This is a genomic window from Pseudomonas sp. QTF5, from assembly GCF_000512695.2.
In the GTDB taxonomy this organism is placed as follows: Bacteria; Pseudomonadota; Gammaproteobacteria; order Pseudomonadales; family Pseudomonadaceae; genus Aquipseudomonas.
This window is the reverse complement of record NZ_AZRW02000039.1, coordinates 29,315-52,039: the sequence shown is the minus strand read 5'-3', so window position 1 is coordinate 52,039 and position 22,725 is coordinate 29,315. Positions and strand designations below refer to the sequence as shown.

The following is a 22,725-nucleotide window of genomic DNA, read 5'->3' as shown; positions in this document are numbered from 1 at the left end:
GGCCCGCTATCGAAATAGCGGGCCGTTTTATTTAATCGTCCATCCCTCGGCCGCTGAACAAGTGGCTGATCATTTCCATGGAATATCCCCGATAACTCAGGAACCTGCCCTGTTTTGCACGTTCCCGAGTGTCTATCGGTAGGTGACCAGCAAATTTGCGCCGCCAGGTATCTTCCAGCTGCCCCTGCCAGTTGATACCGCTCTCGCGCAAGGCGAGTTCGATGTCGGCACGTTGCAGGCCGCGCTGGCTTAACTCTTCGCGAATACGCATAGGGCCATAACCGGAACGGGCACGGTAGGAAACGAAGCTTTCGAGGTAACGGGATTCGGACAACAGGCCCTCTTCCGTCAAGCGGTCGAGTGCTGCGTCGATCATTTCAGGGAGGGCGCCGCGCTGACGCAGTTTACGCGTCAGCTCGACTCGACCGTGCTCGCGTCGCGCGAGCAGGTCCATTGCGGTTCGCCGCACCGCGACGAGTGTATCGAGTACGGCGGTCGTCATCGGAGCAATCAGATATCAGCGTCAGCCAGGTCATCAGCCGTCTCTTTGACCGGCGATGCTTTGACGTCCGGCGCTGGGGTCAGCAACTTGTCGCGCAGTTGCTTCTCAAGCGTCGCGGCGATTTCCGGATTGTCTGCAAGGAACTTGGCCGAGTTAGCCTTGCCCTGACCGATCTTGGTGCCGTTGTAGGCGTACCAGGCGCCGGACTTCTCGACGAAACCGTGCAGAACACCCAGGTCAATCATCTCACCGTTGAGATAGATGCCCTTACCGTAAAGAATCTGGAACTCAGCCTGACGGAACGGCGAAGCCACTTTGTTCTTAACGACTTTGACGCGTGTTTCGCTACCGACGACTTCATCACCTTCTTTCACCGCACCAGTACGGCGAATGTCCAGACGCACCGATGCGTAGAACTTCAGCGCGTTACCACCGGTGGTGGTTTCCGGGCTGCCGAACATCACACCGATCTTCATGCGGATCTGGTTGATGAAGATCACCAGGCAGTTGGCGTTCTTGATGTTACCGGTGATTTTACGCAGCGCCTGGGACATCAGACGGGCTTGCAGGCCCACGTGCATGTCACCCATTTCGCCTTCGATTTCAGCCTTCGGCACCAGAGCCGCCACGGAGTCGACGATGATCACGTCAACCGCGTTGGAACGCACCAGCATGTCGGTGATTTCCAGGGCTTGCTCGCCGGTGTCCGGCTGGGAAACCAGCAGGTCGTCGACGTTGACGCCCAGTTTGCCGGCGTACTCAGGGTCGAGGGCGTGTTCGGCGTCGACGAATGCGCAGGTCGCGCCGGCTTTTTGAGCCTGGGCGATCACCGACAGTGTCAGGGTGGTTTTACCGGAGGATTCAGGACCGTAGATCTCAACGATACGGCCTTTTGGCAGACCGCCAATGCCGAGAGCGATGTCCAGACCCAGAGAGCCAGTGGAAATGGCCGGGATCGCCTGACGGTCCTGATCGCCCATACGCATTACGGCACCCTTGCCGAATTGACGTTCGATCTGACCCAGGGCCGCAGCCAAGGCTTTCTTCTTGTTGTCGTCCATTAAAGTCCTCACGTAATCAATAAGGCCTGACGGCCAACACCTGTATAAGTAGCCAGTATTATTCCACAGCGTTTCAGGATCGCCTACCCCTGATTTGAGATTTCTCCAGCGGCATGCCGCAGCAGCCCCTCTAGCGCGGCCTTCACCGTTTGTCGGCGGACCTCGTCACGGTTACCGGCAAAGTACTGCACCTCGCTGAACACCTGCTCGCCGACGCCCCAGGCCAGCCACACAGTGCCCACCGGCTTGGCCGGCGAACCGCCGTCCGGCCCGGCTACACCGCTCACCGCCACGGCAAAACGCGCCCGGCTTTTTTCCTGCGCGCCGCGGACCATGGCCTCGACCACCTCGCGACTGACCGCCCCGACGTTTGGAAACAACTCGGCCGGGACATCCAGTTGCCGGGTTTTCTGGCGGTTGGAGTAAGTGACATAACCGGCCTCAAACCACGCCGAACTGCCAGGAATGCGGGTGATCGCCTCGGCTATCCCACCACCAGTGCAGGATTCGGCGGTGGTGACGTGAGCATTGAGAACCTGCAAGCGTCTGCCAAGTTCAGCGGCCAGCTGAGTGATATCTTTCACGGCTCTCTCCTGATCGAGCGGAATGAGGCCTACCGTACACGAGCGGATCGCGCTTGCAAGGTTCAGGATCGATCAAAATGTTAGCGAGTGAGGGCTCTGACATAGACCTGACAGGCCTGCAGAGCAATCAGTCCGCTATCGCCTGCGGCGGTGATGGCGATAATTCGTTGAGCATCGGTTTTTTCCGATGATGGCAGGCATTAATGGCCTCCCTGATAGCAACGCGAAGATCAGCGACACCGCTTCACCGTTGATCGGGACGAGAATCGCGCGGTGGCACTTCGCAAACGCCAATCCGCTTGGCGGCCCAGCGCTCATAAAGCCCGATGGCCACGTCCGCCCCGGCCATTGCCGTCAGGCAGCCGAAGGCGCCTGCGGCCCAGATCGACACGCCGGCGGCGTATAGCAGCATGATGGCCGAGATCCCGCAGATCATGCAGGCTCCGGAACGCAGTGCCAGGCGCCGCAACAGCGACCAGCCCCGAGCGCCCTCCTTGTCGGCGCGCCACATTTCGCCGGATACCCCGCCCACCAGGGCGAGACCGATGCCCAGCCAGATCGGCATGTCCAGCAACGCTTGCTGCTCGTTTGCCATGTCGCGCCTCCCGGAGGTGAGTGAAGTGTGTTGGGTTCAAACGGTGTCTCTTGCAGTAGGCATTCCAAAAAGGGTTACCCAGGCTTTTCAGTAAAGTGGTCCTGCGCCTTTCCTGGCCGACAGCCCTTTGTTGAACGGCTTGGGACAAAGAATATGCATTAATGCATATACAGTCAATGCATCAATGCATTTATTTTAGGCAAATGAGATGCACAAACGCATTGAGCGCTCGGTAGACAAAGGGCATCAGGTCGGTTTTCGAAACCCGTCGGGTAGCGCAATGCTGTTCACTTAAGGAGTGTTGAGTCCGTGAGAAACCTGTGGCAAGGGAGCTTGCTCCCGCTTGAGTGCGTAGCACTCACAAAAATCGGGCCGCTGCGCAACCCCAGCACGAGCAAGCTCGCTCGCCACAAAGGCAGGCATGATTGAAGAGTCGCGTTTAAGTGGACAGCATTGCGCCGGATAGCAGGTTTTATCTGACAGCGGGGATGTTAGCGGGCGTACATTCCCCACCAGAAGACATGACCGAGGATGACAATCTGTTCTTCCTGGATTTCCTGAAAGGTGTAGTCCTCGTCCGGATGCTCGTCACGATTGAAGCTGCGCAGGCGGATACCGGATGGCAAGCGATAAAGCTGTTTTACCCGCAATTGGCCGTTGTGGTTGATGGCGTACAGGTCGCCGTCGATGATGTCGCCAATCCCGCATTTACCGGCATTCACCCCAACGGTGGCGCCATCGCGCAGCACCGGCAACATGCTGTTGCCGCGCACGGTCACACACTTGGCTTGGTCGAATTGCACGCCGTTGTGGCGCAAACTACGCTTGCCAAAGCGCAGACTAGAGCGCTCGCTCTCTTCGATGACGAATCTTCCTGATCCAGCAGCCAATTCAACCTCGCGAAGAAACGGGACCGACACCTCGTCGTCATCGACTGGCGTATCGTCGTCCCACAGGCTTATGTCCTTGAGTTCCGAATGCAGTTCACCGCGCCCGACGCCGGCGACCGGCGCGACATCCGCGCGCCCCCGCAATTGATCGGTACTCACGCCGAAGTACTCGGCAATCTTCGAGATGTGCTTATCCGAAGGATCGACGATTTTCCCGCTGAGGATGCGCGAGAGAGTGGATTGAGGCACGCCAGTGCGACGGTGAAGCTCCGTGGGGGAGATCCCGTGCTGGTCGAGCAGCGCTCTTAATACGGTAGAAACATTGCGTTTTTGCATAACGCGCATAGTGCTTGATCTTTTTCGGAAAACAAATGCCAAATTGCATAAATAACGCATAAATCGTGCATGCATCACGAAAACCTTCTGCAAGGCTTTCATGCCAGCGTAGGCCGGACCGCCCATGGTAACCTTGCGTCCATCGCGGAAAAGCCGGGCCGATGCCCCTCCTTTGCCCTACACCTTTCAACGAATTTGCCTATATCCGATGAATAAAGCGCTCTCCGATCTGTCCTCTCACACGCCAATGATGCAGCAGTATTGGCGCCTGAAAAACCAGCACCCTGACCAGCTGATGTTCTACCGCATGGGCGACTTCTACGAGATCTTCTATGAAGACGCGAAGAAGGCTGCCAAGTTGCTGGACATCACCCTCACCGCCCGTGGGCAATCGGCAGGTCAGGCGATTCCAATGTGTGGGATTCCTTACCACGCCGCGGAAGGTTACCTGGCGAAACTGGTGAAGCTCGGCGAGTCGGTGGTGATCTGTGAGCAGGTCGGCGACCCGGCCACCAGCAAAGGCCCGGTGGATCGTCAGGTGGTGCGGATCATCACCCCCGGCACGGTCAGCGATGAAGCGCTGCTGGATGAGCGCCGGGATAACCTGATTGCGGCGGTGCTGGGTGACGAGCGCCTGTTCGGCCTGGCGGTGCTGGACATCACCAGCGGCAACTTCACTGTGCTGGAGATCAAAGGCTGGGAAAATCTGCTGGCGGAACTGGAGCGGGTCAATCCGGTAGAGCTGATGATCCCGGACGACTGGCCGAAAGATCTGCCAGCGGAAAAACGTCGTGGGGTTCGTCGCCGTGCGCCGTGGGATTTCGAACGCGACTCGGCGTTGAAAAGTCTTTGCCAGCAGTTTTCCACCCAGGACCTGAAAGGTTTCGGCTGCGAGAACTTGACCTTGGCCATCGGCGCCGCCGGTTGCCTGCTCAGCTATGCCAAGGAAACCCAGCGCACCGCCCTGCCGCATTTGCGCAGTCTGCGGCATGAACGCCTGGACGACACCGTGGTGCTGGATGGCGCGAGCCGTCGCAACCTGGAACTGGATACCAACCTGGCCGGCGGTCGCGACAACACCTTGCAATCGGTGGTCGATCGCTGCCAGACCGCGATGGGCAGCCGCCTGCTGACTCGCTGGTTGAACCGTCCGCTGCGGGATTTGACCGTATTGCTGGCGCGCCAGAGCTCTATCACCTGCCTGCTCGACGGTTACCGCTTCGAAAAACTGCAACCGCAGCTCAAGGAAATCGGTGACATCGAGCGGATTCTCGCGCGGATCGGCCTGCGCAATGCCCGTCCTCGTGACTTGGCGCGCCTGCGCGATGCCCTCGGCGCACTGCCAGAGTTGCAGGTAGCGATGGCCGAACTTGACGCTCCACACATCATTCAACTGGCGACGACCACCAGCACCTATCCGGAACTGGCGGCGTTGCTGGAAAAAGCCATCATCGACAACCCGCCCGCAGTCATCCGTGACGGCGGCGTGTTGAAAACCGGTTACGACAGCGAGCTCGATGAGCTGCAATCGCTGAGCGAAAACGCCGGGCAATTCCTGATAGATCTCGAAGCCCGCGAAAAGGCCCGCACCGGCCTGGCCAACCTCAAGGTCGGCTACAACCGCATTCACGGTTACTTCATCGAGCTGCCGAGCAAGCAGGCTGAATCGGCGCCCGCGGACTATATTCGCCGGCAGACACTCAAAGGTGCCGAGCGCTTCATCACCCCGGAATTGAAAGCCTTCGAAGACAAGGCGCTGTCGGCCAAGAGCCGTGCCTTGGCCCGGGAGAAAATGCTCTACGAAGCGCTGCTCGAAGACTTGATCAGCCAATTGCCGCCATTGCAGGACACCGCCGCCGCACTGGCCGAGCTGGACGTGCTGAGCAACCTCGCCGAACGTGCGTTGAATCTGGACTTGAACTGCCCGCGTTTCGTCAGCGAGCCGTGCATGCGCATCAGCCAGGGTCGTCACCCGGTGGTCGAGCAAGTGCTCACCACGCCGTTCGTGGCCAACGACCTGAACCTTGATGACAACACCCGCATGCTGGTGATCACCGGTCCGAACATGGGTGGTAAATCCACCTACATGCGTCAGACCGCATTGATTGTGCTGCTGGCGCATATCGGCAGTTTCGTGCCGGCGGCCAGTTGCGAATTGTCTTTGGTAGACCGGATCTTCACCCGGATCGGTTCCAGCGATGACTTGGCCGGCGGGCGTTCGACCTTCATGGTTGAGATGAGCGAAACCGCGAACATCCTGCACAACGCCACCGAACGCAGCCTGGTGCTGATGGACGAAGTCGGCCGCGGCACCAGCACCTTCGACGGTCTGTCCCTGGCCTGGGCCGCCGCTGAGCGTCTGGCGTACCTACGGGCCTATACACTGTTCGCTACCCACTATTTCGAGCTGACAGTGCTGCCGGAAGCCCAGCCACTAGTAGCCAACGTGCACCTCAATGCCACCGAACACAATGACCGCATCGTGTTCCTGCACCACGTGTTGCCTGGGCCTGCCAGCCAGAGCTATGGCCTGGCGGTTGCTCAGTTGGCCGGTGTGCCGAGCGAAGTGATCGTGCGGGCTCGCGAACATCTGAGCCGACTGGAATCCACAGCGTTGCCTCATGAGGTTCCGAAGCCGGTCAAAGGCAAACCGGTCACGCCGCAGCAGAGCGACATGTTCGCCAGCCTGCCGCATCCGGTACTGGATGAACTGGCCAAACTTGATCTGGACGACATGACACCGCGTCGAGCACTCGAAATGCTCTATACATTAAAGACACGGATCTAACGCACTTGCCTGCAAGCTGTTAGAATCTCGCGCGGTTTGGGATGCTGCAGGCTAATAGCCTGGCCTGCAGACTATCGCTCCCGAACCTGGCGACCCCGTCCTGAAGGGGCTCCGCTGCCGCCGCCTGAGGAGAGAATTAGAAATGACCTTCGTCGTCACCGACAACTGCATCAAGTGCAAGTACACCGACTGCGTAGAAGTCTGTCCGGTGGACTGCTTTTACGAAGGCCCGAACTTCCTGGTGATTCACCCGGATGAGTGCATCGACTGCGCACTGTGCGAACCAGAATGCCCTGCCGTGGCCATCTTCTCTGAAGATGAAGTTCCGGAAGATATGCAGGAATTCATTCAGCTGAACGTTGAGCTGGCGGAAATCTGGCCCAACATCACCGAGAAGAAAGAATCGTTGCCCGATGCCGAAGAGTGGGATGGCGTCAAAGGCAAGATTAAAGACCTCGAACGCTGATTACCCTCGCGCTCTAGAAAAGGCCCCTTGTGGGCCTTTTTGCTTTTCTGCAGGCAAAAAAAAAGGGGCGGTATGACCCGCCCACATTTTTTCCCTATTCCTTGTGTTCCTTTTCATCGTCCTGATGAATCGCTCCCTGCGATATCCATTCCCCTCTTCCTTGAAGGGCGTGTCTATCCGTCGACACAGTTCAGATACTAGAGAATTCCCCACCAAGGGCAATCGGCCTCTGTCGCTAACATCGTCTGTCATACGTCGTTAATCTAAAAAAATAATCATATAAATCAACAAGATAAATAAACACCACAAGCTAAATAGACAACTGCCAGGGTGTAAAAATAACGAACACTTACGAAAGAGTAAGCAAAGACTTACAACGCGAGACTACAAACTTGAGGTGGTGCTGAAAACAACGCACATCTCATATTCCCGGCAACAAAAAGCCCCGAGTCAGTCGGGGCTTTTTGTAACCGGTGAACGAGGTGCTTATTGGAACAGCGACTCGCTCGACAGGCCGTTTTTCTCGAGGATCTCCCGAAGACGCTTGAGGCCTTCAACCTGAATTTGCCTGACCCGCTCCCGGGTCAGGCCGATTTCCAGGCCTACGTCTTCAAGCGTGCTGCTCTCATGACCTCGCAAGCCGAAGCGGCGTACGACCACCTCGCGTTGCTTGTCGGTCAGCTCCGAGAGCCACTGATCGATGCTCTGTGACAGGTCGTCGTCCTGTAACAGTTCGCATGGATCGGTAGGGCGGTCGTCGGTCAGGGTGTCCAGCAGGGTTTTATCCGAATCCGGACCCAGCGAGACGTCGACCGAAGAAACCCGCTCGTTCAGGCCGAGCATGCGCTTGACCTCGCCTACCGGTTTCTCCAGCAGGTTCGCGATTTCTTCGGGTGAGGGTTCGTGATCGAGCTTTTGAGTCAGCTCCCGTGCAGCTCGCAAGTACACGTTGAGCTCTTTGACCACATGGATCGGCAACCGGATGGTCCGGGTCTGATTCATGATCGCGCGCTCGATGGTTTGACGAATCCACCAGGTGGCGTAGGTCGAAAAGCGGAATCCGCGTTCGGGATCGAACTTTTCTACTGCCCGGATCAGGCCGAGGTTGCCCTCTTCGATCAGGTCCAGCAGCGACAGCCCACGATTGACGTAACGCCGGGCGATTTTCACCACCAGCCGCAGGTTGCTTTCAATCATGCGCTTGCGTCCGGCCGGATCGCCACTTTGCGACAAGCGCGCAAAATGAACTTCTTCTTCCGGGGAGAGCAATGGGGAAAAGCCGATTTCGTTGAGGTACAGCTGCGTGGCATCGAGTGCCCGTGTGTAGTCGATGTACTTGTGTTGCTTAAGCGAAGCGGAGTGTTTGGATTTGGCGCGAACGGAAGGTGGTGCATCCCCTTCTTCATTCGACATCGAGTCCGTGGCGATGCCGGTCTCCATCAGGAGAACCTCATCGTCGATGTCAAACTCCGGCACTTCTTTACTGAGAGCCATTGTTATAGTCCTTTGGTGAGTTCGACCTCAAGCTCAAGCGGCGCCTTGATCCTTGGCAACGCTGGAGCCTGTTCCCTCTACGTGACGGAACAGGCTGGCTAACAAATCAACGACGTGGCAGGAATTGCAGCGGATCTACAGGTTTACCTTGTCGGCGAATCTCAAAATGCAGTTTCACCCGGTCTGTACCCGTTGACCCCATTTCGGCAATTGTCTGTCCGACTTTGACCTGCTGCCCCTCCCGAACCAACAGCCTGCGGTTATGTCCGTAGGCACTGACGTAGGTATCGCTGTGTTTGATGATGACTAATTCGCCGTAGCCCCTTAAGCCACTCCCGGCGTATACCACCGTCCCATCAGACGCAGCTAAAACAGGCTGTCCCAAATCTCCGGCGATATCAATTCCTTTATTCAAACTACCGTTTGAAGAGAATTTACCAATCAGAATGCCACTAGAAGGCCACCCCCAGCCCGTCGGGGCCGGACCGGCAGGAGGCAGTGGAGCGGGGGCCGGTTTGTTGGCGACGGACGGTGCAAGCACTGTTGTAGTGGTCGTCGCGCCATTTGCCTGACGCCGAATTACCGTGGTTTTACTCGACGATGAAGGCGAGGAACTGGATGAACTCACTACCGTCGTCGGTGTTGAACCGCTGCGACCGTCGAAGCGAATTGTCTGACCCGGATGGATCGTATAAGGCGTAGGAATGTTGTTCCGTGCCGCGAGGGCTTTGTAGTCCCAACCGTAGCGAAAAGCGATGGAGAACAAAGTGTCCTTGGGGCGGACAACATACTGGCCGGTGGTCACGGCCGGACGCTGAGCGACCGCGTTGTTGCGATCGACGACGCTCGCACTCCCTGATTTGGTGCTGGAACATCCGACCAGCAAGGTACTCAAGACAAGGCCAGTCACCAGACGCTGAAAGCTCGTTATACCCATTCGCTGCGCAATGACTGTGAGACTCACCCGCCGCTCCCTTTGTGGTGGCTGAAAATATGAATTGCCGTGCTCCGGCACGAAATGTCGCAAGTATAACGGGCCACAGGTTTTACCTTTAATGAAGCGGATTCGCTTCACGCACACGTTTGCTGCCTGACGATGAATTCCGTTTAACCAATCGATGCCGCTGTAAGACCCGGGCAATCGAAGAGAATTCAGCGCGCCTAAACAAATGCTCAGGCCAACGGCCCGTTGAGTAATGGTACAAAGCGCACCGCCCCCAGAACACGCCTGGAAAAGCCCTGTTCCTCACGGATGATCAACATCAATTGTTGAACTTCACCGGAGCCGACCGGAATCACCAGCCGCCCACCCGGTGCCAACTGATCGAGCAGCGCCTGAGGCACGTCAGTGGCCACGGCGGTGACGATGATGCCGTTGTACGGCGCCAATGCCGGCCAGCCTTCCCAACCGTCGCCCCAGCGAAATACCACGTTGCGCAGGTTCAACTCCACCAGGCGCTCTTTGGCCCGGTCTTGCAGAACCTTGATGCGCTCCACGGAAAAAACCCGCTCGACCAATTGCGACAGCACGGCCGTCTGGTAACCCGAACCGGTGCCGATTTCCATCACCTTGTCCAACGGACCGGCTTCCAGCAGCAGCTCGCTCATGCGTGCCACCATATAAGGCTGGGAGATGGTCTGGTTATGCCCGATCGGTAGCGCCGTATCTTCATAGGCACGATGAGCCAGCGCCTCATCGACGAACAGATGACGCGGGGTGCGACGGATGACTTCCAGCACCTTGGCGTTGGAGATTCCCTCTTCATAGAGGCGCTGAATCAGACGCTCACGGGTCCGCTGCGAGGTCATCCCGATACCGCGATGCAGAATATCGTCTTGTTCACGAGCCATTAACGCAGCCCCTCCAGCCAGCCGTCGAGACTTCTGAAGGCATCATTAAAGGTGCGATCCAGTTGCAGTGGCGTGATTGATACATAGCCTTGCATCACCGCATGGAAATCAGTACCCGGGCCGCCATCTTCAGCGTCCCCCGCCGCCGCGATCCAGTAACCGGATTTACCGCGCGGGTCGACCACTTTCATCGGTGCCGCAGCGCGAGCGCGATGGCCGAGGCGGGTCAGCTGGATACCGCGGATGTGCTCCAGCGGCAAGTTGGGAATGTTCACGTTCAGTACCGTGCGCGGTGGCAGTTCAAGGTCCGCGTGAGCCTCTACCAGTTTGCGCGCAAAATAAGCGGCCGTGGGAAGGTTCTCTACTTGCCGTGAGACGAACGAAAAGGCAAACGAAGGACGCCCAAGGAAACGTCCCTCGAGGGCCGCCGCCACGGTGCCGGAATACAGCACGTCATCCCCCAGGTTGGCCCCCAGGTTGATGCCGGAAACCACCATGTCCGGCTCGAGCTCCAGCAAGCCGTTAAGGCCCAGGTGCACGCAGTCGGTGGGTGTGCCGTTGAGGCTGATAAAGCCATTGGCCAGGGTTTGCGGGTGCAACGGACGGTCGAGCGTCAGCGAGCTGCTGGCGCCGCTTTTGTCCTGGTCCGGGGCGATAACCACACATTCGGTGTAATCCGCCAGCGCAGCATAAAGCGCGGCGAGACCGGGTGCGGTTACCCCATCGTCGTTAGAAATCAGAATACGCATGGGCTGTCCGTCTGCCCCACCGGCACCAGATCGACGAGTTCACGCACCAATACGGTGGCGAAGCATCCGGCCGGCAGGACGAATTCCAGTTGCAGAATGTCAGGCTCGGGATAATGCCACGTCAACCCACCAATGGGCAGCCGCAGGATGCGACGTTCGTGGCTCATTCCGGCGTTAATCAACCAATCGCGCAGATCCGCTTCGCGCGCGGCGATTGCCTGCTCCAGTTCATGGACAGCGCCCGTTGCCGGCGAGTCACCTTCACCCCACTGTGGGCCGGTGGGGTGAAGGTCGAGAATGGCCAGACGAGGATCGCTGCATTCGGCTTCACCTGCCGGGAAGAAACTGCGGCTGTCGGTGAAGGCCAGCAGATCGCCCACCTGAGCGCGCTGCCAGGTGCCATCGGCGACGCGCGCCGCCAACACTTGATTGAACAGAAAACTCCGCGCGGTGGAGAGCAAACGCGAACGCACATTGCGTTGCTCCGGCAGGGCCTTGCGCGCCGCCCAGGCACGAGCGTCGACTACGTTACCGCCATCAAAGCCGAAACGCTGGGCGCCGAAGTAATTGGGGATACCTTGCTTGGCGATCAGTTGCAGACGCTCTTCGATCGCCGCCTTGTCACCGGCGAACTGGGTCAAGCGCAAGGTGAAGCCGTTGGCCGAATGGGCACCGCGTTGCAGTTTGCGCTTGTGCCGACCGGTCTTGAGGATTTTCAGCGTGTCGTTTTCCGCCGCCGACAGATCAGGATCGGCCTTGCCCGGCAGTTGCACGCTGAACCACTGGCGAGTCAGCGCCTGACGGTCCTTGAGGCCGGCATAGCTGACGGTGCGCAACGGCACACCCGCTGCCTTGGCGATGCGCCGTGCCGCTTCTTCGGTATTCAGACCGCGCTTTTCCACCCAGATCCACAGGTGTTCGCCATCACCACTGAGGGGGATATCAAGCACCTCATCGACCTGAAAATCTTCCGCGGTGGCTTTCAGTACCGCGCTGCCGAGCGCCTCACCATAGGCCCGCGGGCCAAGCAATTGCGCCTCGTTCATGCGCGCAGCAACAAGGCAACGGCATGCACGGCAATGCCTTCTTCGCGACCGACAAAGCCGAGCTTTTCGGTGGTGGTAGCTTTCACGTTCACTTGATCCAACTCAACTTGAAGATCCGCGGCAATCAGCGCGCGCATCGATTCGATATGCGGGGCCATTTTCGGGGCCTGGGCGACGATGGTGTTATCGACGTTGCCGATTTTCCAGCCTTTGGCGTGGATCAGTGCGACGACATGACGCAACAGCACACGGCTGTCGGCGCCCTTGAATTGCGGGTCGGTGTCCGGGAAGTGCTTGCCGATATCACCCAGCGCGGCAGCACCGAGCAAGGCATCGCTCAAGGCGTGCAGCAGGACATCACCGTCGGAATGGGCGAGCAGCCCGAAGCTGTGTGCAATCCGCACGCCGCCCAGTGTGATGAAATCGCCTTCAGCGAAACGGTGCACATCATAGCCGTGGCCAATACGCATAAAAAAACGCCCCGATTTTTGTCAGGGCGTGATTCTACCTGCTTTGTCGGACATTAGGCGCTTAGCACACGCGCATGATGTTGCAGGTGGTCGTCAATGAAGCTGGCGATGAAGAAATAACTGTGGTCATAGCCCGGTTGCAGACGCAACGTCAGCGGATGACCCGCCAGTTTGGCGGCCTGTTGCAAGGTTTCAGGCTTGAGCTGGGTGGCCAGAAAATCATCGCGATCACCCTGATCGACCAGCAGCGGCAGCTTCTCGTCAGCCTCGGCGATCAATGCACAGGCATCCCATTCGCGCCACTTCGAACGGTCTTCTCCCAAGTAACGGGAAAAGGCTTTCTGGCCCCAAGGGCAATCAATCGGATTGTTGATCGGCGAGAACGCCGACACCGACAGATAACGCCCCGGATTGCGCAACGCACAGACCAACGCACCGTGGCCGCCCATGGAGTGACCACTGATGCCACGCTTGTCCGATGTCGGGAAATGCGCTTCGACCAATGCCGGCAATTCCTGCACGACATAGTCATGCATCCGATAGTGCCTGGACCACGGTTCCTGCGTGGCATTCAGATAAAACCCGGCACCGAGACCGAAGTCCCAGGCACCGTCCGGATCACCCGGCACATCAGGACCGCGAGGGCTGGTATCCGGTGCGACGATGATCAGCCCAAGCTCGGCGGCCATGCGCATGGCGCCGGCCTTTTGCATGAAGTTCTCGTCGGTACAGGTCAGGCCGGACAACCAGTACAACACCGGCAGTTTACCGCCCTGCTCCGCTTGCGGCGGCAGGTACACGGCAAACACCATGTCGCAACCGAGCACGTCGGAGCGGTGCCGATAGCGTTTGTGCCAGCCGCCGAAGCTTTTCTGGCAGGAGATATTTTCCAGGCTCATGACCGACCTCAGAAATGGATGACACTACGGATGCTTTTGCCTTCATGCATCAGGTCAAACGCCTTGTTGATATCTTCCAGGCCCATCGTGTGGGTGATGAAGGTATCCAGCGGAATCTCGCCGGTCTGGGCCATTTCGACATAGCTTGGCAACTCGGTACGCCCGCGCACACCACCGAACGCCGAGCCGCGCCAGACTCGACCGGTCACCAACTGGAACGGACGGGTGGAAATTTCCTGACCGGCACCGGCTACGCCGATGATCACCGACTCACCCCAGCCTTTGTGGCAGCACTCAAGTGCAGCACGCATCAACTGGACGTTGCCGATGCATTCGAAGGAAAAGTCGACGCCGCCATCGGTCATGTCAACGATCACTTCCTGAATCGGACGATCGAAGTCTTTCGGGTTTACACAATCGGTAGCGCCCAATTGCTTGGCGATTTCGAACTTGGCCGGGTTGATATCGATGGCGATGATCCGCCCTGCCTTGGCTTTGACCGCGCCAATCACAGCCGACAGACCGATGCCGCCCAGGCCGAAGATGGCGACGGTGTCACCCGGTTTGACCTTGGCGGTGTTGATTACCGCGCCGATGCCAGTGGTGACGCCACAACCCAGCAGGCAGACTTTTTCCAATGGCGCTTCTTTAGGAATTTTGGCGACGGAGATTTCCGGCAGCACGGTGTACTCGGAAAAAGTCGAGGTGCCCATGTAGTGGAAAATCGTTTCGCCCTTGTAGGAAAAACGCGAAGTGCCATCCGGCATCAGGCCTTTACCCTGAGTCGCACGAATCGCCTGGCAGAGGTTGGTTTTGCCCGACAGACAGAATTTGCACTTGCCGCATTCCGGGGTGTACAGCGGGATCACATGGTCGCCGACCGCGACCGAGGTCACGCCCTCGCCGATCGCTTCGACCACCGCACCACCTTCGTGACCCAGGATCGACGGGAAGATACCTTCCGGGTCAGCGCCCGAGAGGGTGTAGGCATCGGTATGGCAAACACCGGAGGCGACGACGCGCAGCAGGACTTCCCCAGCCTTGGGCATGGCGACATCGACTTCAACGATCTCGAGGGGTTTCTTGGCCTCGAAGGCAACGGCGGCGCGCGACTTGATCATGCTGACTCTCCAGTGAATAAAAACGAGACAAGGAGTGTAATACAGCGCCTTACGATGAATAATCTGGACAAAAGCAAAACATTATTGCCATACAGGGATAATCCTGATGTCCGAAAACCGCTGGGAAGGCATCGATGAGTTCGTCGCCGTCGCCGAATGCAGCCAATTCACCGCTGCGGCCGAGCGCCTTGGGGTGTCTTCCTCTCACATCAGTCGCCAAATCGTACGGCTGGAAGAGCGCCTGCAAACCCGTTTGCTCTATCGCAGCACCCGCCGGGTCACGCTGACCGAGGCCGGGCAAACTTTTTTGCAACATTGCCAGCGTTTGCAGGACGGTCGCGAGGAAGCGTTGCGCGCTGTCGGCGACCTGACCAGCGAACCCAAGGGCATGCTGCGCATGACCTGTGCCGTGGCCTATGGCGAACGATTCATCGTGCCTCTGGTGACTCGCTTCATGGGGTTGTATCCGCAACTGCGCGTCGACATCGAGCTGAGCAACCGACCGCTCGATCTAGTGCATGAAGGGCTGGACCTGGCCATCCGCCTCGGCCGTCTACAAGATTCAAGATTGGTGGCGACACGTCTGGCACCACGGCGCATGTACCTGTGCGCCTCACCTTCCTACCTGGAACGGTATGGTCGCCCACACAGCTTGTCGGAACTGAGTCGCCATAACTGCCTCATTGGTAGCTCGGACATCTGGCAACTGGAACAGAACGGGCGGGAATTTTCCCAGCGCGTGCAGGGAAACTGGCGCTGCAACAGTGGGCAGGCAGTGCTGGATGCCGCGCTGCAAGGGGTTGGGTTGTGTCAGTTGCCGGATTACTACGTGCTGGAATACCTGAAAAACGGCGAATTGATTTCGCTGCTGGAAGCACACCAGCCGCCAAACACAGCGGTTTGGGCGCTTTACCCACAGCAACGGCATCTGTCGCCGAAGGTGCGCAAGTTGGTGGATTATTTGAAGGAAGGGTTGGCCGAACGGCCGGAGTATCGAACTTAGAAAAATCTACCGGTGTGTCTGCCAGGGATTGATTGCTTGAACTACCGCTTTCGCGAGCAAGCCCGCTCCCACAGTGGATCTTCAGTGAACATATTATTTGTGCTCGTCCGAGATCAAGTGTGGGAGCGGGCTTGCTCGCGAAAGCAATCTGACAGACACCACAGCAGTCAGCGGCGGTTAGCCCAACGCTGCCGCAACCACTCCAGATCTTCGGGGCGAGTGACCTTGATGTTATCGGATCGCCCTTCAATCAAGCGCGGTGCCTGGCCCGACCACTCCATGGCCGAGGCTTCATCGGTGACGATAACGTCCGCCACCAGACTGTCGGCCAACGCCCGATGCAACGTGCCAAGGCGAAACATTTGCGGCGTATAGGCCTGCCAGATCACACTGCGATCCACCGTTTCCAGCACGCGCCCATGCGTGTCGACCCGTTTGAGGGTATCGCGCGCAGGTACCGCCAACAGACCGCCCACCGGATCGTCAGCCAGCTCACTGAGCAATTTATCGAGATCATCACGCGCCAGATTCGGTCGTGCGGCATCGTGAACCAACACCCAATCCTCATCGTCAGCGCCTTGGGCATGCAGATGCAGCAAGGCATTGAGCACCGACCCGGAACGCTCGGCGCCACCCTCAACCCGCTGAATACGCGGATCAGTAGCACACGCCAGGTTCGGCCAGTAAGGATCATCGATTGCAAGACTGACCACCAACCCTTTCAGGGCAGGATGATCGAGAAAACAGCCGAGGCTGTGTTCGAGAATAGTGCGCCCGCCCAGCTGCAAGTATTGCTTGGGACGGTCCGCGGCCATACGGGCACCAACGCCCGCGGCAGGAATCACGGCCCAGAAGGCCGGTAACGAATTAATCATTGGGCCAACTGGTAAAGGGTTTCACCGTCCTTGACCATGCCCAACTCATGACGAGCCCGTTCTTCAACGGTCTCCATGCCCTTTTTCAGTTCGCTGACTTCGGCGTCCATCACCCGATTACGCTCCAGCAACGCCTCGTTCTCGGCGTGTTGATCCGCAATCTGCTGCTTCAGCTCGGCCACTTGCGCCAGACTGCCATTACCCACCCACAGGCGGTACTGCAGGCCGGCCAGCAGCAAGAGCAAGACGAGGAACAACCAATTGGGACTGCGCATCGAATATCAGGTATCCAGTGAAAAAAGACAGCCATGCCAAAACTTTGAAGCTTCTGATAGCACGAAGCCTGGAAGAACCAGGCTTGTGCTCTTAAGGCATCAGATTAGTGGCAAATCCATCGCTGCTGCGATTTTTCCGACACAATCCGGTGTCTTTTTACTTCCTGCCACTTAGCCGCGGAACTCGCTACGACCGTTGTACTTGGCTTTGCCATTCAACTGCTCTTCGATACGCAGCAGTTGGTTGTACTTGGAAACGCGGTCGGAACGGCACAGGGAGCCGGTCTTGATCTGGCCAGCCGCAGTGCCCACAGCCAGGTCGGCAATGGTCGAATCTTCGGTTTCGCCGGAGCGGTGCGAGATTACGGCGGTGTAACCAGCGGCCTTGGCCATCTGGATGGCTTCCAGGGTTTCGGTCAGGGTGCCGATCTGGTTGAACTTGATCAGGATCGAGTTGGCGATCTTTTTATCGATGCCTTCTTTCAGGATCTTGGTGTTGGTCACGAACAGGTCGTCGCCCACCAGCTGAGTCTTCTCGCCGATCTTGTCGGTGAGGATTTTCCAGCCAGCCCAGTCGGACTCGTCCAGACCGTCTTCGATGGAGATGATCGGGTAACGCTCGGTCAGACCTTTCAGGTAATCGGCGAAACCTTCAGCGGTGAACACCTGGCCTTCGCCGGACAGGTTGTACTTGCCGTCTTCGTAGAATTCGCTGGCCGCGCAGTCCAGTGCCAGGGTCACGTCGGTGCCCAGCTTGTAACCGGCGTTGGCCACGGCTTCGGAGATCACTTTCAAAGCGTCTTCGTTGGAGGCCAGGTTCGGCGCGAAACCACCTTCGTCACCGACCGCAGTGCTCAGGCCACGAGCCTTCAGTACAGCTTTAAGGTGATGGAAAATCTCGGTGCCCATGCGCAGACCTTCCGAGAAAGACTTGGCGCCGACTGGCTGAACCATGAATTCCTGGATGTCGACGTTGTTATCGGCGTGCTCGCCACCGTTGATGATGTTCATCATCGGAACCGGCATCGAGTAAACACCCGGGGTGCCGTTCAGGTTAGCGATGTGAGCGTACAGCGGCAGGTCCTGGTCCTGTGCTGCTGCCTTGGCCGCGGCCAGGGAAACGGCGAGGATCGCGTTGGCGCCCAGGGTCGCTTTGTTTTCGGTGCCATCCAGCTTGATCATCGCGTGATCCAGCGCCTTCTGGTCGCTTGGGTCTGCACCCAACAACAGATCGCGGATCGGACCGTTGATGTTGCCGACGGCTTTCAGAACGCCTTTGCCCAGGTAACGGCTCTTGTCGCCATCACGCAGCTCGAGTGCTTCACGCGAGCCAGTGGAAGCACCGGATGGCGCGCAAGCGCTGCCGATGATGCCGTTATCGAGAAGCACATCTGCTTCCACAGTGGGATTGCCACGGGAGTCGAGAACTTCACGACCTTTGATGTCGACGATTTTTGCCATTGTTGTAAACACTCCAAAGTTGACGAAAACGACGCAGCTGAAGGAAATCTTTTATCGTCGGCAAGCGACAGGCAGCGGGCAGGCTTGCGGACGAAAAGGCTCAAGCCCGAGGGCCTGAGCATTAAATCGTGCGGTACTTTACCGGAGAATTGAGGTTTACGCGGTTTCTACCGTCGGAAAACTCTTCACCAGTTCGTCCAGTGCTTTGAGCTGGGCCAGGAAGGGTTCCAGTTTGTCCAGACGCAAGGCGCAAGGGCCATCGCATTTAGCGTTGTCCGGGTCCGGGTGGGCTTCAAGGAACAGACCAGCCAGTGACTGGCTCATGCCGGCCTTGGCCAGATCGGTGACCTGACCGCGACGACCGCCGGCGGAATCGGAGCGACCGCCAGGCATTTGCAGCGCATGGGTCACGTCGAAGAACACCGGGTATTCGAACTGCTTCATGATGCCGAAGCCAAGCATGTCGACCACCAGGTTGTTGTAGCCGAAGCTCGAACCACGTTCGCAGAGAATCAACTGATCGTTACCGGCTTCTACGCATTTGTTCAGGATGTGTTTCATTTCCTGAGGCGCGAGGAACTGGGCTTTCTTAATGTTGATCACCGCACCGGTCTTGGCCATCGCGACCACGAGGTCGGTCTGACGCGACAGGAAGGCCGGCAACTGGATGATGTCGCAGACTTCAGCGACGACCGCGGCCTGATCAGGCTCGTGGACGTCGGTGATGATCGGCACGCCGAAGGCTTGCTTGATGTCCTGGAAAATCCGCATGCCCTCTTCCAGGCCGGGGCCACGGTAAGAGGTCACAGAAGAACGGTTTGCCTTGTCGAAACTGGCCTTGAACACGTAAGGGATACCGAGTTTTTCGGTGACCTTTACGTACTCTTCGCAGACCAGCATCGCCATGTCGCGGCTTTCCAGCACGTTCATGCCACCGAACAGCACCATCGGCTTGTCGTTAGCGATCTCGATGTTGCCTACGCGGATGATTTTCTGCGCCATGAGGTTCAAGCCTTCTTCTGATGTTGAGCCAAAGCGGCTTTGACGAAACCGCTGAACAACGGGTGACCGTCGCGTGGCGTCGAGGTGAACTCAGGGTGGAACTGGCAAGCGACGAACCATGGATGATCCGGCGCTTCGACCACTTCAACCAGCGCGCCATCACCGGAACGACCGGAGATTTTCAGACCGGCCTCGATGATTTGCGGCAGCAGATTGTTGTTCACTTCGTAGCGATGACGGTGACGCTCGACGATCACGTCCTTGGCGTAGCAATCGTGCACCAGGGAACCTGGCTCAAGCAGGCAATCCTGAGCACCAAGACGCATGGTGCCGCCCAGATCGGAGGTTTCGGTACGGGTTTCGACTGCGCCGGTGGCATCTTCCCACTCGGTGATCAGACCCACGACCGGGTGACCGCTGGTGCGATCGAACTCAGTGGAGTTGGCGTCTTTCCAGCCCATGACGTTACGAGCGAACTCGATAACGGCCACTTGCATGCCCAGGCAGATACCCAGGTATGGAACCTTGTTTTCGCGAGCGTATTGAACGGCAGTGATCTTGCCTTCAACGCCACGCAGACCAAAGCCGCCCGGTACCAGAATCGCGTCGACGCCTTCCAGCAGCGCGGTGCCCTGGTTTTCGATGTCTTCGGAATCGATGTAGCGCAGGTTGACCTTGGTGCGGTTGCTGATGCCGGCGTGACTCATCGCTTCGATCAGCGACTTGTAGGCGTCCAGCAGTTCCATGTACTTGCCGACCATGGCGATGGTGACTTCGTGTTCCGGGTTGAGCTTGGCATCAACCACCGCTTCCCACTCGGACAGATCGGCGCTGTCGCATTGCAGGCCGAAACGCTCGACGACGAAATCATCCAGGCCCTGGGAGTGCAGAATGCCCGGGATCTTGTAGATGGTGTCGGCGTCTTCCAGCGCGATCACCGCACGTTCTTCAACGTTGGTGAACTGGGCGATCTTGCGACGCGAAGAGATGTCGATCGGATGATCGGAACGGCACACCAGCACGTCTGGCTGCAGGCCAATGGAGCGCAGTTCCTTGACCGAGTGCTGAGTCGGCTTGGTTTTGGTTTCGCCGGCAGTGGCGATGTACGGCACCAGCGTCAGGTGCATCAGCATCGCGCGCTTGGCACCGACTTCGAAACGCAATTGACGGATCGCCTCGAGGAACGGTTGCGATTCGATGTCACCCACGGTGCCACCGATCTCGACCATGGCCACGTCGGCATCGCCGGCGCCCTTGATGATCCGGCGCTTGATTTCGTCGGTGATGTGCGGGATCACCTGAATGGTTGCGCCCAGGTAATCACCACGGCGCTCTTTGCGCAGGACGTGTTCGTAGACACGGCCGGTGGTGAAGTTGTTGTTCTGGGTCATGGTCGTGCGGATGAACCGCTCGTAGTGGCCCAGGTCCAGGTCGGTCTCGGCGCCGTCGTGGGTGACGAACACTTCACCGTGCTGGAACGGGCTCATGGTGCCCGGGTCAACGTTGATGTACGGGTCCAGCTTCAGCATGGTGACCTTAAGTCCCCGCGCCTCCAGGATGGCCGCCAATGAAGCCGAGGCAATGCCTTTCCCCAATGAAGAAACAACACCGCCCGTGACGAATATGTAGCGCGTCATGAAAAACCCTAGAAGTCTGCGTTAAAGCGGTCCGAGCCGCCGGGGAAAGCGAAGGAAGGCCGAAGCCCCCGATCACCTGCATTAATCACAGTGCACCTTTCAAAAAAACCGCCGCGTTGGGACAGACCGGTAGATGAAACACCGATAGGTTGCTCGCTACACATTTTTTGGAATCGCCCAGCAAAGACTGCTTGGTAATCGGCAACTCCTGCGATTCAGGCGAATCCACAGAAGTTGTATCAAGAAGGGAGCGTAGTCTACCGGAAAGCCCCTTTCAGCTCAAACCTTGATCTTCGATCGATGGCTGCCAATGCAAATACCAGCCACCTTGCTCACCGCCATTTAGCCCCCGCAGGTTCGCCACCGCCAGCAATTGCTCGCCTCTGTAGACCAGCGGCAATCTGCCACGGGCGAAGCCCGGCACACCGCTTTCGTTGAGCAAACGCTTCAGGTCACGGTGGCCGCGATCGGGCAGATTCATAATCTCTCCGCCCTCGCGATAGCGGATCTGCAGCGGGCCAACGGGGATCTGACCGGTGAACGTAAGTACGCCGTTATCCGGCAACGCCAGTGATATTGCGGGATCAACCCAAGACACCGGGGACGACGGCGTGCGCAGCCAACTACCAGACAACCACCAGAGACGCCCACCCGCGCGATGCAATTCACCCGCCGCCAGCCGCCAGACCGGACGCGCATCGCCGGTCGCATCGCGCAAATTTTCCCAACCCGACCAATGGTCACTGTCCGGCAAAGTCGTCAGCAGTTTGAGCCAGTGACTTAGCGCGTTGCGCTGGCGCGCATCAGACAGTTTTTCCAGTGGTGCCAACTCCAGCGACGGCAACCCCAGCCAATCGAAATCACTGACCGTGGTGGCGTGGGCCAGATCGATTTGCGCCAATTCGTCGAGCAGTCCCTGCGCTTCGCTCAGATGTGCAGCGCTGCGAGCTATAGTCGCCACCGCTTGCGGCCAGCGCGCGATCAACACGGGGAACACCTGATGACGCAGATAATTGCGCGAGAAATGTTGGTCCTGGTTCGAAGGATCTTCGATCCAGCTCAACTGATATTCAGTCGCGTAGGCCTCAAGCTCGGCGCGAGTGACGTCGAGCAAGGGTCGCAGCAGATAACCCCGGCCCAAAGGACGCTGGCTTGGCATCCCCGACAACCCTCTCACCCCAGCCCCTCGCATCAGCCGAAACAACAGGGTTTCTGCCTGATCGTCACGGTGTTGGCCGGTGAGCAGCACTTCACCAGTATGAGTCGCCGCGTTGAAGGCGCCATAACGCGCATCCCGAGCCGCACGCTCAAGGCTGGCGCCGGATTCAACCTGAACACGCACGACCTCTAGCGGCACTCCCAACGCATCACAGACCGACTGACAATGCTCCGGCCACGCATCAGCCGCAGCCTGGAGGCCGTGGTGGACATGGATGGCGGTCAGCGCCGGCAGGGATTGGGTTTTCGCAAGGTGCGCGAGAAGGTGCAGCAGGACGGTGGAGTCGAGACCACCAGAGAAGGCGATGCGCCAGGTTGTGGCGGTGCGCCACGGTGCAAGATTCAGCAGGAGCCTGGTAGGCAAATCAGTCGTGGGCTGGCTCATATTGATCACTTCGCACA

The 22,725-nt window shown here is 58.3% G+C and carries 22 protein-coding genes and 1 pseudogene; 3 read left to right on the top strand and 20 right to left on the bottom strand.

What is annotated here, in order from left to right; genetic code table 11:
* Positions 1–31: 31 nt before the first annotated feature.
* The 6 genes and pseudogenes from recX to IC37_RS23635 all read right to left on the bottom strand — a co-directional run bounded on the left by recX (position 32) and on the right by IC37_RS23635 (position 3,968).
* Positions 32–502 carry a recombination regulator RecX gene (gene recX / locus IC37_RS23660; RefSeq protein ID WP_030127963.1) on the bottom strand — a complete coding sequence of 157 codons (471 nt, stop codon included), beginning with the start codon at positions 500–502 and terminating at the stop codon, positions 32–34.
* A gap of 8 nt (positions 503–510) precedes the next feature.
* Positions 511–1,563: a recombinase RecA gene (recA, locus tag IC37_RS23655; protein WP_007947175.1), complete on the bottom strand. Its 1,053-nt coding sequence runs from the start codon at positions 1,561–1,563 to the stop codon at positions 511–513.
* Positions 1,564–1,646: 83 nt separating this feature from the next.
* Positions 1,647–2,147 (bottom strand): CinA family protein, encoded by a 501-nt coding sequence (locus IC37_RS23650; RefSeq protein ID WP_030127964.1) that lies wholly within the window; start codon positions 2,145–2,147, stop codon positions 1,647–1,649.
* 80 nt (positions 2,148–2,227) lie between these two features.
* Positions 2,228–2,320 (bottom strand): annotated as a pseudogene (locus tag IC37_RS30705) (lysis protein); the annotation flags it as partial.
* Positions 2,321–2,391: 71 nt separating this feature from the next.
* Positions 2,392–2,742, bottom strand: coding sequence for a phage holin family protein (locus IC37_RS23640; protein ID WP_030127965.1), 351 nt, complete (start codon positions 2,740–2,742; stop codon positions 2,392–2,394).
* A gap of 491 nt (positions 2,743–3,233) precedes the next feature.
* Entirely contained in the window at positions 3,234–3,968 is a 735-nt protein-coding gene (locus IC37_RS23635) for an XRE family transcriptional regulator (RefSeq protein WP_030127966.1), read from the bottom strand.
* A 208-nt stretch (positions 3,969–4,176) separates the two neighbouring features.
* Between IC37_RS23635 and mutS the strand changes: the two genes are divergently transcribed.
* A complete protein-coding gene (mutS, locus tag IC37_RS23630) occupies positions 4,177–6,756 on the top strand; it encodes a DNA mismatch repair protein MutS (protein ID WP_030127967.1) in 2,580 nt (859 codons plus the stop codon).
* A gap of 142 nt (positions 6,757–6,898) precedes the next feature.
* The gene (gene fdxA, locus IC37_RS23625; protein WP_003222178.1) at positions 6,899–7,222 is read left to right on the top strand and encodes a ferredoxin FdxA; all 324 of its coding nucleotides are present in this window, start codon (positions 6,899–6,901) and stop codon (positions 7,220–7,222) included.
* 486 nt (positions 7,223–7,708) lie between these two features.
* Here fdxA and rpoS read toward each other — a convergent pair whose 3' ends face one another.
* The 8 genes from rpoS to IC37_RS23580 form a co-directional block, all read right to left on the bottom strand.
* The gene (gene rpoS, locus IC37_RS23615) at positions 7,709–8,716 is read right to left on the bottom strand and encodes an RNA polymerase sigma factor RpoS (RefSeq protein ID WP_030127968.1); all 1,008 of its coding nucleotides are present in this window, start codon (positions 8,714–8,716) and stop codon (positions 7,709–7,711) included.
* Between the two features lie 106 nt (positions 8,717–8,822).
* Positions 8,823–9,680: a peptidoglycan DD-metalloendopeptidase family protein gene (locus IC37_RS23610; protein WP_030127969.1), complete on the bottom strand. Its 858-nt coding sequence runs from the start codon at positions 9,678–9,680 to the stop codon at positions 8,823–8,825.
* Between the two features lie 209 nt (positions 9,681–9,889).
* Entirely contained in the window at positions 9,890–10,525 is a 636-nt protein-coding gene (locus tag IC37_RS23605) for a protein-L-isoaspartate(D-aspartate) O-methyltransferase (RefSeq protein ID WP_177318845.1), read from the bottom strand.
* 41 nt (positions 10,526–10,566) lie between these two features.
* Positions 10,567–11,316, bottom strand: a complete 750-nt coding sequence (gene surE / locus IC37_RS23600; RefSeq protein WP_030127971.1) for a 5'/3'-nucleotidase SurE — start codon at positions 11,314–11,316, stop codon at positions 10,567–10,569.
* A complete protein-coding gene (truD, locus tag IC37_RS23595; RefSeq protein ID WP_030127972.1) occupies positions 11,304–12,362 on the bottom strand; it encodes a tRNA pseudouridine(13) synthase TruD in 1,059 nt (352 codons plus the stop codon). The genes surE and truD overlap by 13 nt, the downstream gene beginning before the upstream one ends.
* Positions 12,359–12,832 carry a 2-C-methyl-D-erythritol 2,4-cyclodiphosphate synthase gene (gene ispF / locus IC37_RS23590; protein WP_030127973.1) on the bottom strand — a complete coding sequence of 158 codons (474 nt, stop codon included), beginning with the start codon at positions 12,830–12,832 and terminating at the stop codon, positions 12,359–12,361. The genes truD and ispF overlap by 4 nt, the downstream gene beginning before the upstream one ends.
* Before the next feature lie 53 nt (positions 12,833–12,885).
* A complete protein-coding gene (gene fghA, locus IC37_RS23585) occupies positions 12,886–13,731 on the bottom strand; it encodes an S-formylglutathione hydrolase (RefSeq protein ID WP_030127974.1) in 846 nt (281 codons plus the stop codon).
* Between the two features lie 8 nt (positions 13,732–13,739).
* A complete protein-coding gene (locus IC37_RS23580) occupies positions 13,740–14,852 on the bottom strand; it encodes an S-(hydroxymethyl)glutathione dehydrogenase/class III alcohol dehydrogenase (protein WP_007907184.1) in 1,113 nt (370 codons plus the stop codon).
* A 106-nt stretch (positions 14,853–14,958) separates the two neighbouring features.
* Between IC37_RS23580 and IC37_RS23575 the strand changes: the two genes are divergently transcribed.
* Positions 14,959–15,855 carry a LysR substrate-binding domain-containing protein gene (locus IC37_RS23575; RefSeq protein ID WP_030127975.1) on the top strand — a complete coding sequence of 299 codons (897 nt, stop codon included), beginning with the start codon at positions 14,959–14,961 and terminating at the stop codon, positions 15,853–15,855.
* A 167-nt stretch (positions 15,856–16,022) separates the two neighbouring features.
* On the opposite strand, the gene ispD is transcribed toward IC37_RS23575, so the two are convergent.
* The 6 genes from ispD to tilS form a co-directional block, all read right to left on the bottom strand.
* Positions 16,023–16,730, bottom strand: coding sequence for a 2-C-methyl-D-erythritol 4-phosphate cytidylyltransferase (gene ispD / locus IC37_RS23570; protein WP_030127976.1), 708 nt, complete (start codon positions 16,728–16,730; stop codon positions 16,023–16,025).
* Positions 16,727–17,005 carry a cell division protein FtsB gene (gene ftsB / locus IC37_RS23565; protein ID WP_007907178.1) on the bottom strand — a complete coding sequence of 93 codons (279 nt, stop codon included), beginning with the start codon at positions 17,003–17,005 and terminating at the stop codon, positions 16,727–16,729. The genes ispD and ftsB overlap by 4 nt, the downstream gene beginning before the upstream one ends.
* Before the next feature lie 171 nt (positions 17,006–17,176).
* On the bottom strand, positions 17,177–18,466 hold the full coding sequence (eno, locus tag IC37_RS23560; RefSeq protein ID WP_030127977.1) for a phosphopyruvate hydratase: 1,290 nt from the start codon (positions 18,464–18,466) through the stop codon (positions 17,177–17,179).
* A 156-nt stretch (positions 18,467–18,622) separates the two neighbouring features.
* On the bottom strand, positions 18,623–19,468 hold the full coding sequence (gene kdsA / locus IC37_RS23555) for a 3-deoxy-8-phosphooctulonate synthase (RefSeq protein ID WP_030127978.1): 846 nt from the start codon (positions 19,466–19,468) through the stop codon (positions 18,623–18,625).
* A 5-nt stretch (positions 19,469–19,473) separates the two neighbouring features.
* Positions 19,474–21,105 carry a CTP synthase gene (locus tag IC37_RS23550; RefSeq protein ID WP_030127979.1) on the bottom strand — a complete coding sequence of 544 codons (1,632 nt, stop codon included), beginning with the start codon at positions 21,103–21,105 and terminating at the stop codon, positions 19,474–19,476.
* Positions 21,106–21,379: 274 nt separating this feature from the next.
* Positions 21,380–22,708 carry a tRNA lysidine(34) synthetase TilS gene (tilS, locus tag IC37_RS23545; RefSeq protein WP_030127980.1) on the bottom strand — a complete coding sequence of 443 codons (1,329 nt, stop codon included), beginning with the start codon at positions 22,706–22,708 and terminating at the stop codon, positions 21,380–21,382.
* Positions 22,709–22,725 lie beyond the last annotated feature (17 nt).

Coding starts and splice junctions, on each gene's coding strand:
- recX (WP_030127963.1), bottom strand. CDS start 502: ATGACGACCGCCGTACTCGATACACTCGTCGCGGTGCGGCGAACCGCA.
- recA (WP_007947175.1), bottom strand. CDS start 1,563: ATGGACGACAACAAGAAGAAAGCCTTGGCTGCGGCCCTGGGTCAGATC.
- IC37_RS23640 (WP_030127965.1), bottom strand. CDS start 2,742: ATGGCAAACGAGCAGCAAGCGTTGCTGGACATGCCGATCTGGCTGGGC.
- IC37_RS23635 (WP_030127966.1), bottom strand. CDS start 3,968: ATGCAAAAACGCAATGTTTCTACCGTATTAAGAGCGCTGCTCGACCAG.
- mutS (WP_030127967.1), top strand. CDS start 4,177: ATGAATAAAGCGCTCTCCGATCTGTCCTCTCACACGCCAATGATGCAG.
- fdxA (WP_003222178.1), top strand. CDS start 6,899: ATGACCTTCGTCGTCACCGACAACTGCATCAAGTGCAAGTACACCGAC.
- rpoS (WP_030127968.1), bottom strand. CDS start 8,716: ATGGCTCTCAGTAAAGAAGTGCCGGAGTTTGACATCGACGATGAGGTT.
- IC37_RS23605 (WP_177318845.1), bottom strand. CDS start 10,525: ATGACCTCGCAGCGGACCCGTGAGCGTCTGATTCAGCGCCTCTATGAA.
- surE (WP_030127971.1), bottom strand. CDS start 11,316: ATGCGTATTCTGATTTCTAACGACGATGGGGTAACCGCACCCGGTCTC.
- truD (WP_030127972.1), bottom strand. CDS start 12,362: ATGAACGAGGCGCAATTGCTTGGCCCGCGGGCCTATGGTGAGGCGCTC.
- ispF (WP_030127973.1), bottom strand. CDS start 12,832: ATGCGTATTGGCCACGGCTATGATGTGCACCGTTTCGCTGAAGGCGAT.
- fghA (WP_030127974.1), bottom strand. CDS start 13,731: ATGAGCCTGGAAAATATCTCCTGCCAGAAAAGCTTCGGCGGCTGGCAC.
- IC37_RS23580 (WP_007907184.1), bottom strand. CDS start 14,852: ATGATCAAGTCGCGCGCCGCCGTTGCCTTCGAGGCCAAGAAACCCCTC.
- IC37_RS23575 (WP_030127975.1), top strand. CDS start 14,959: ATGTCCGAAAACCGCTGGGAAGGCATCGATGAGTTCGTCGCCGTCGCC.
- ispD (WP_030127976.1), bottom strand. CDS start 16,730: ATGATTAATTCGTTACCGGCCTTCTGGGCCGTGATTCCTGCCGCGGGC.
- ftsB (WP_007907178.1), bottom strand. CDS start 17,005: ATGCGCAGTCCCAATTGGTTGTTCCTCGTCTTGCTCTTGCTGCTGGCC.
- eno (WP_030127977.1), bottom strand. CDS start 18,466: ATGGCAAAAATCGTCGACATCAAAGGTCGTGAAGTTCTCGACTCCCGT.
- kdsA (WP_030127978.1), bottom strand. CDS start 19,468: ATGGCGCAGAAAATCATCCGCGTAGGCAACATCGAGATCGCTAACGAC.
- IC37_RS23550 (WP_030127979.1), bottom strand. CDS start 21,105: ATGACGCGCTACATATTCGTCACGGGCGGTGTTGTTTCTTCATTGGGG.
- tilS (WP_030127980.1), bottom strand. CDS start 22,708: ATGAGCCAGCCCACGACTGATTTGCCTACCAGGCTCCTGCTGAATCTT.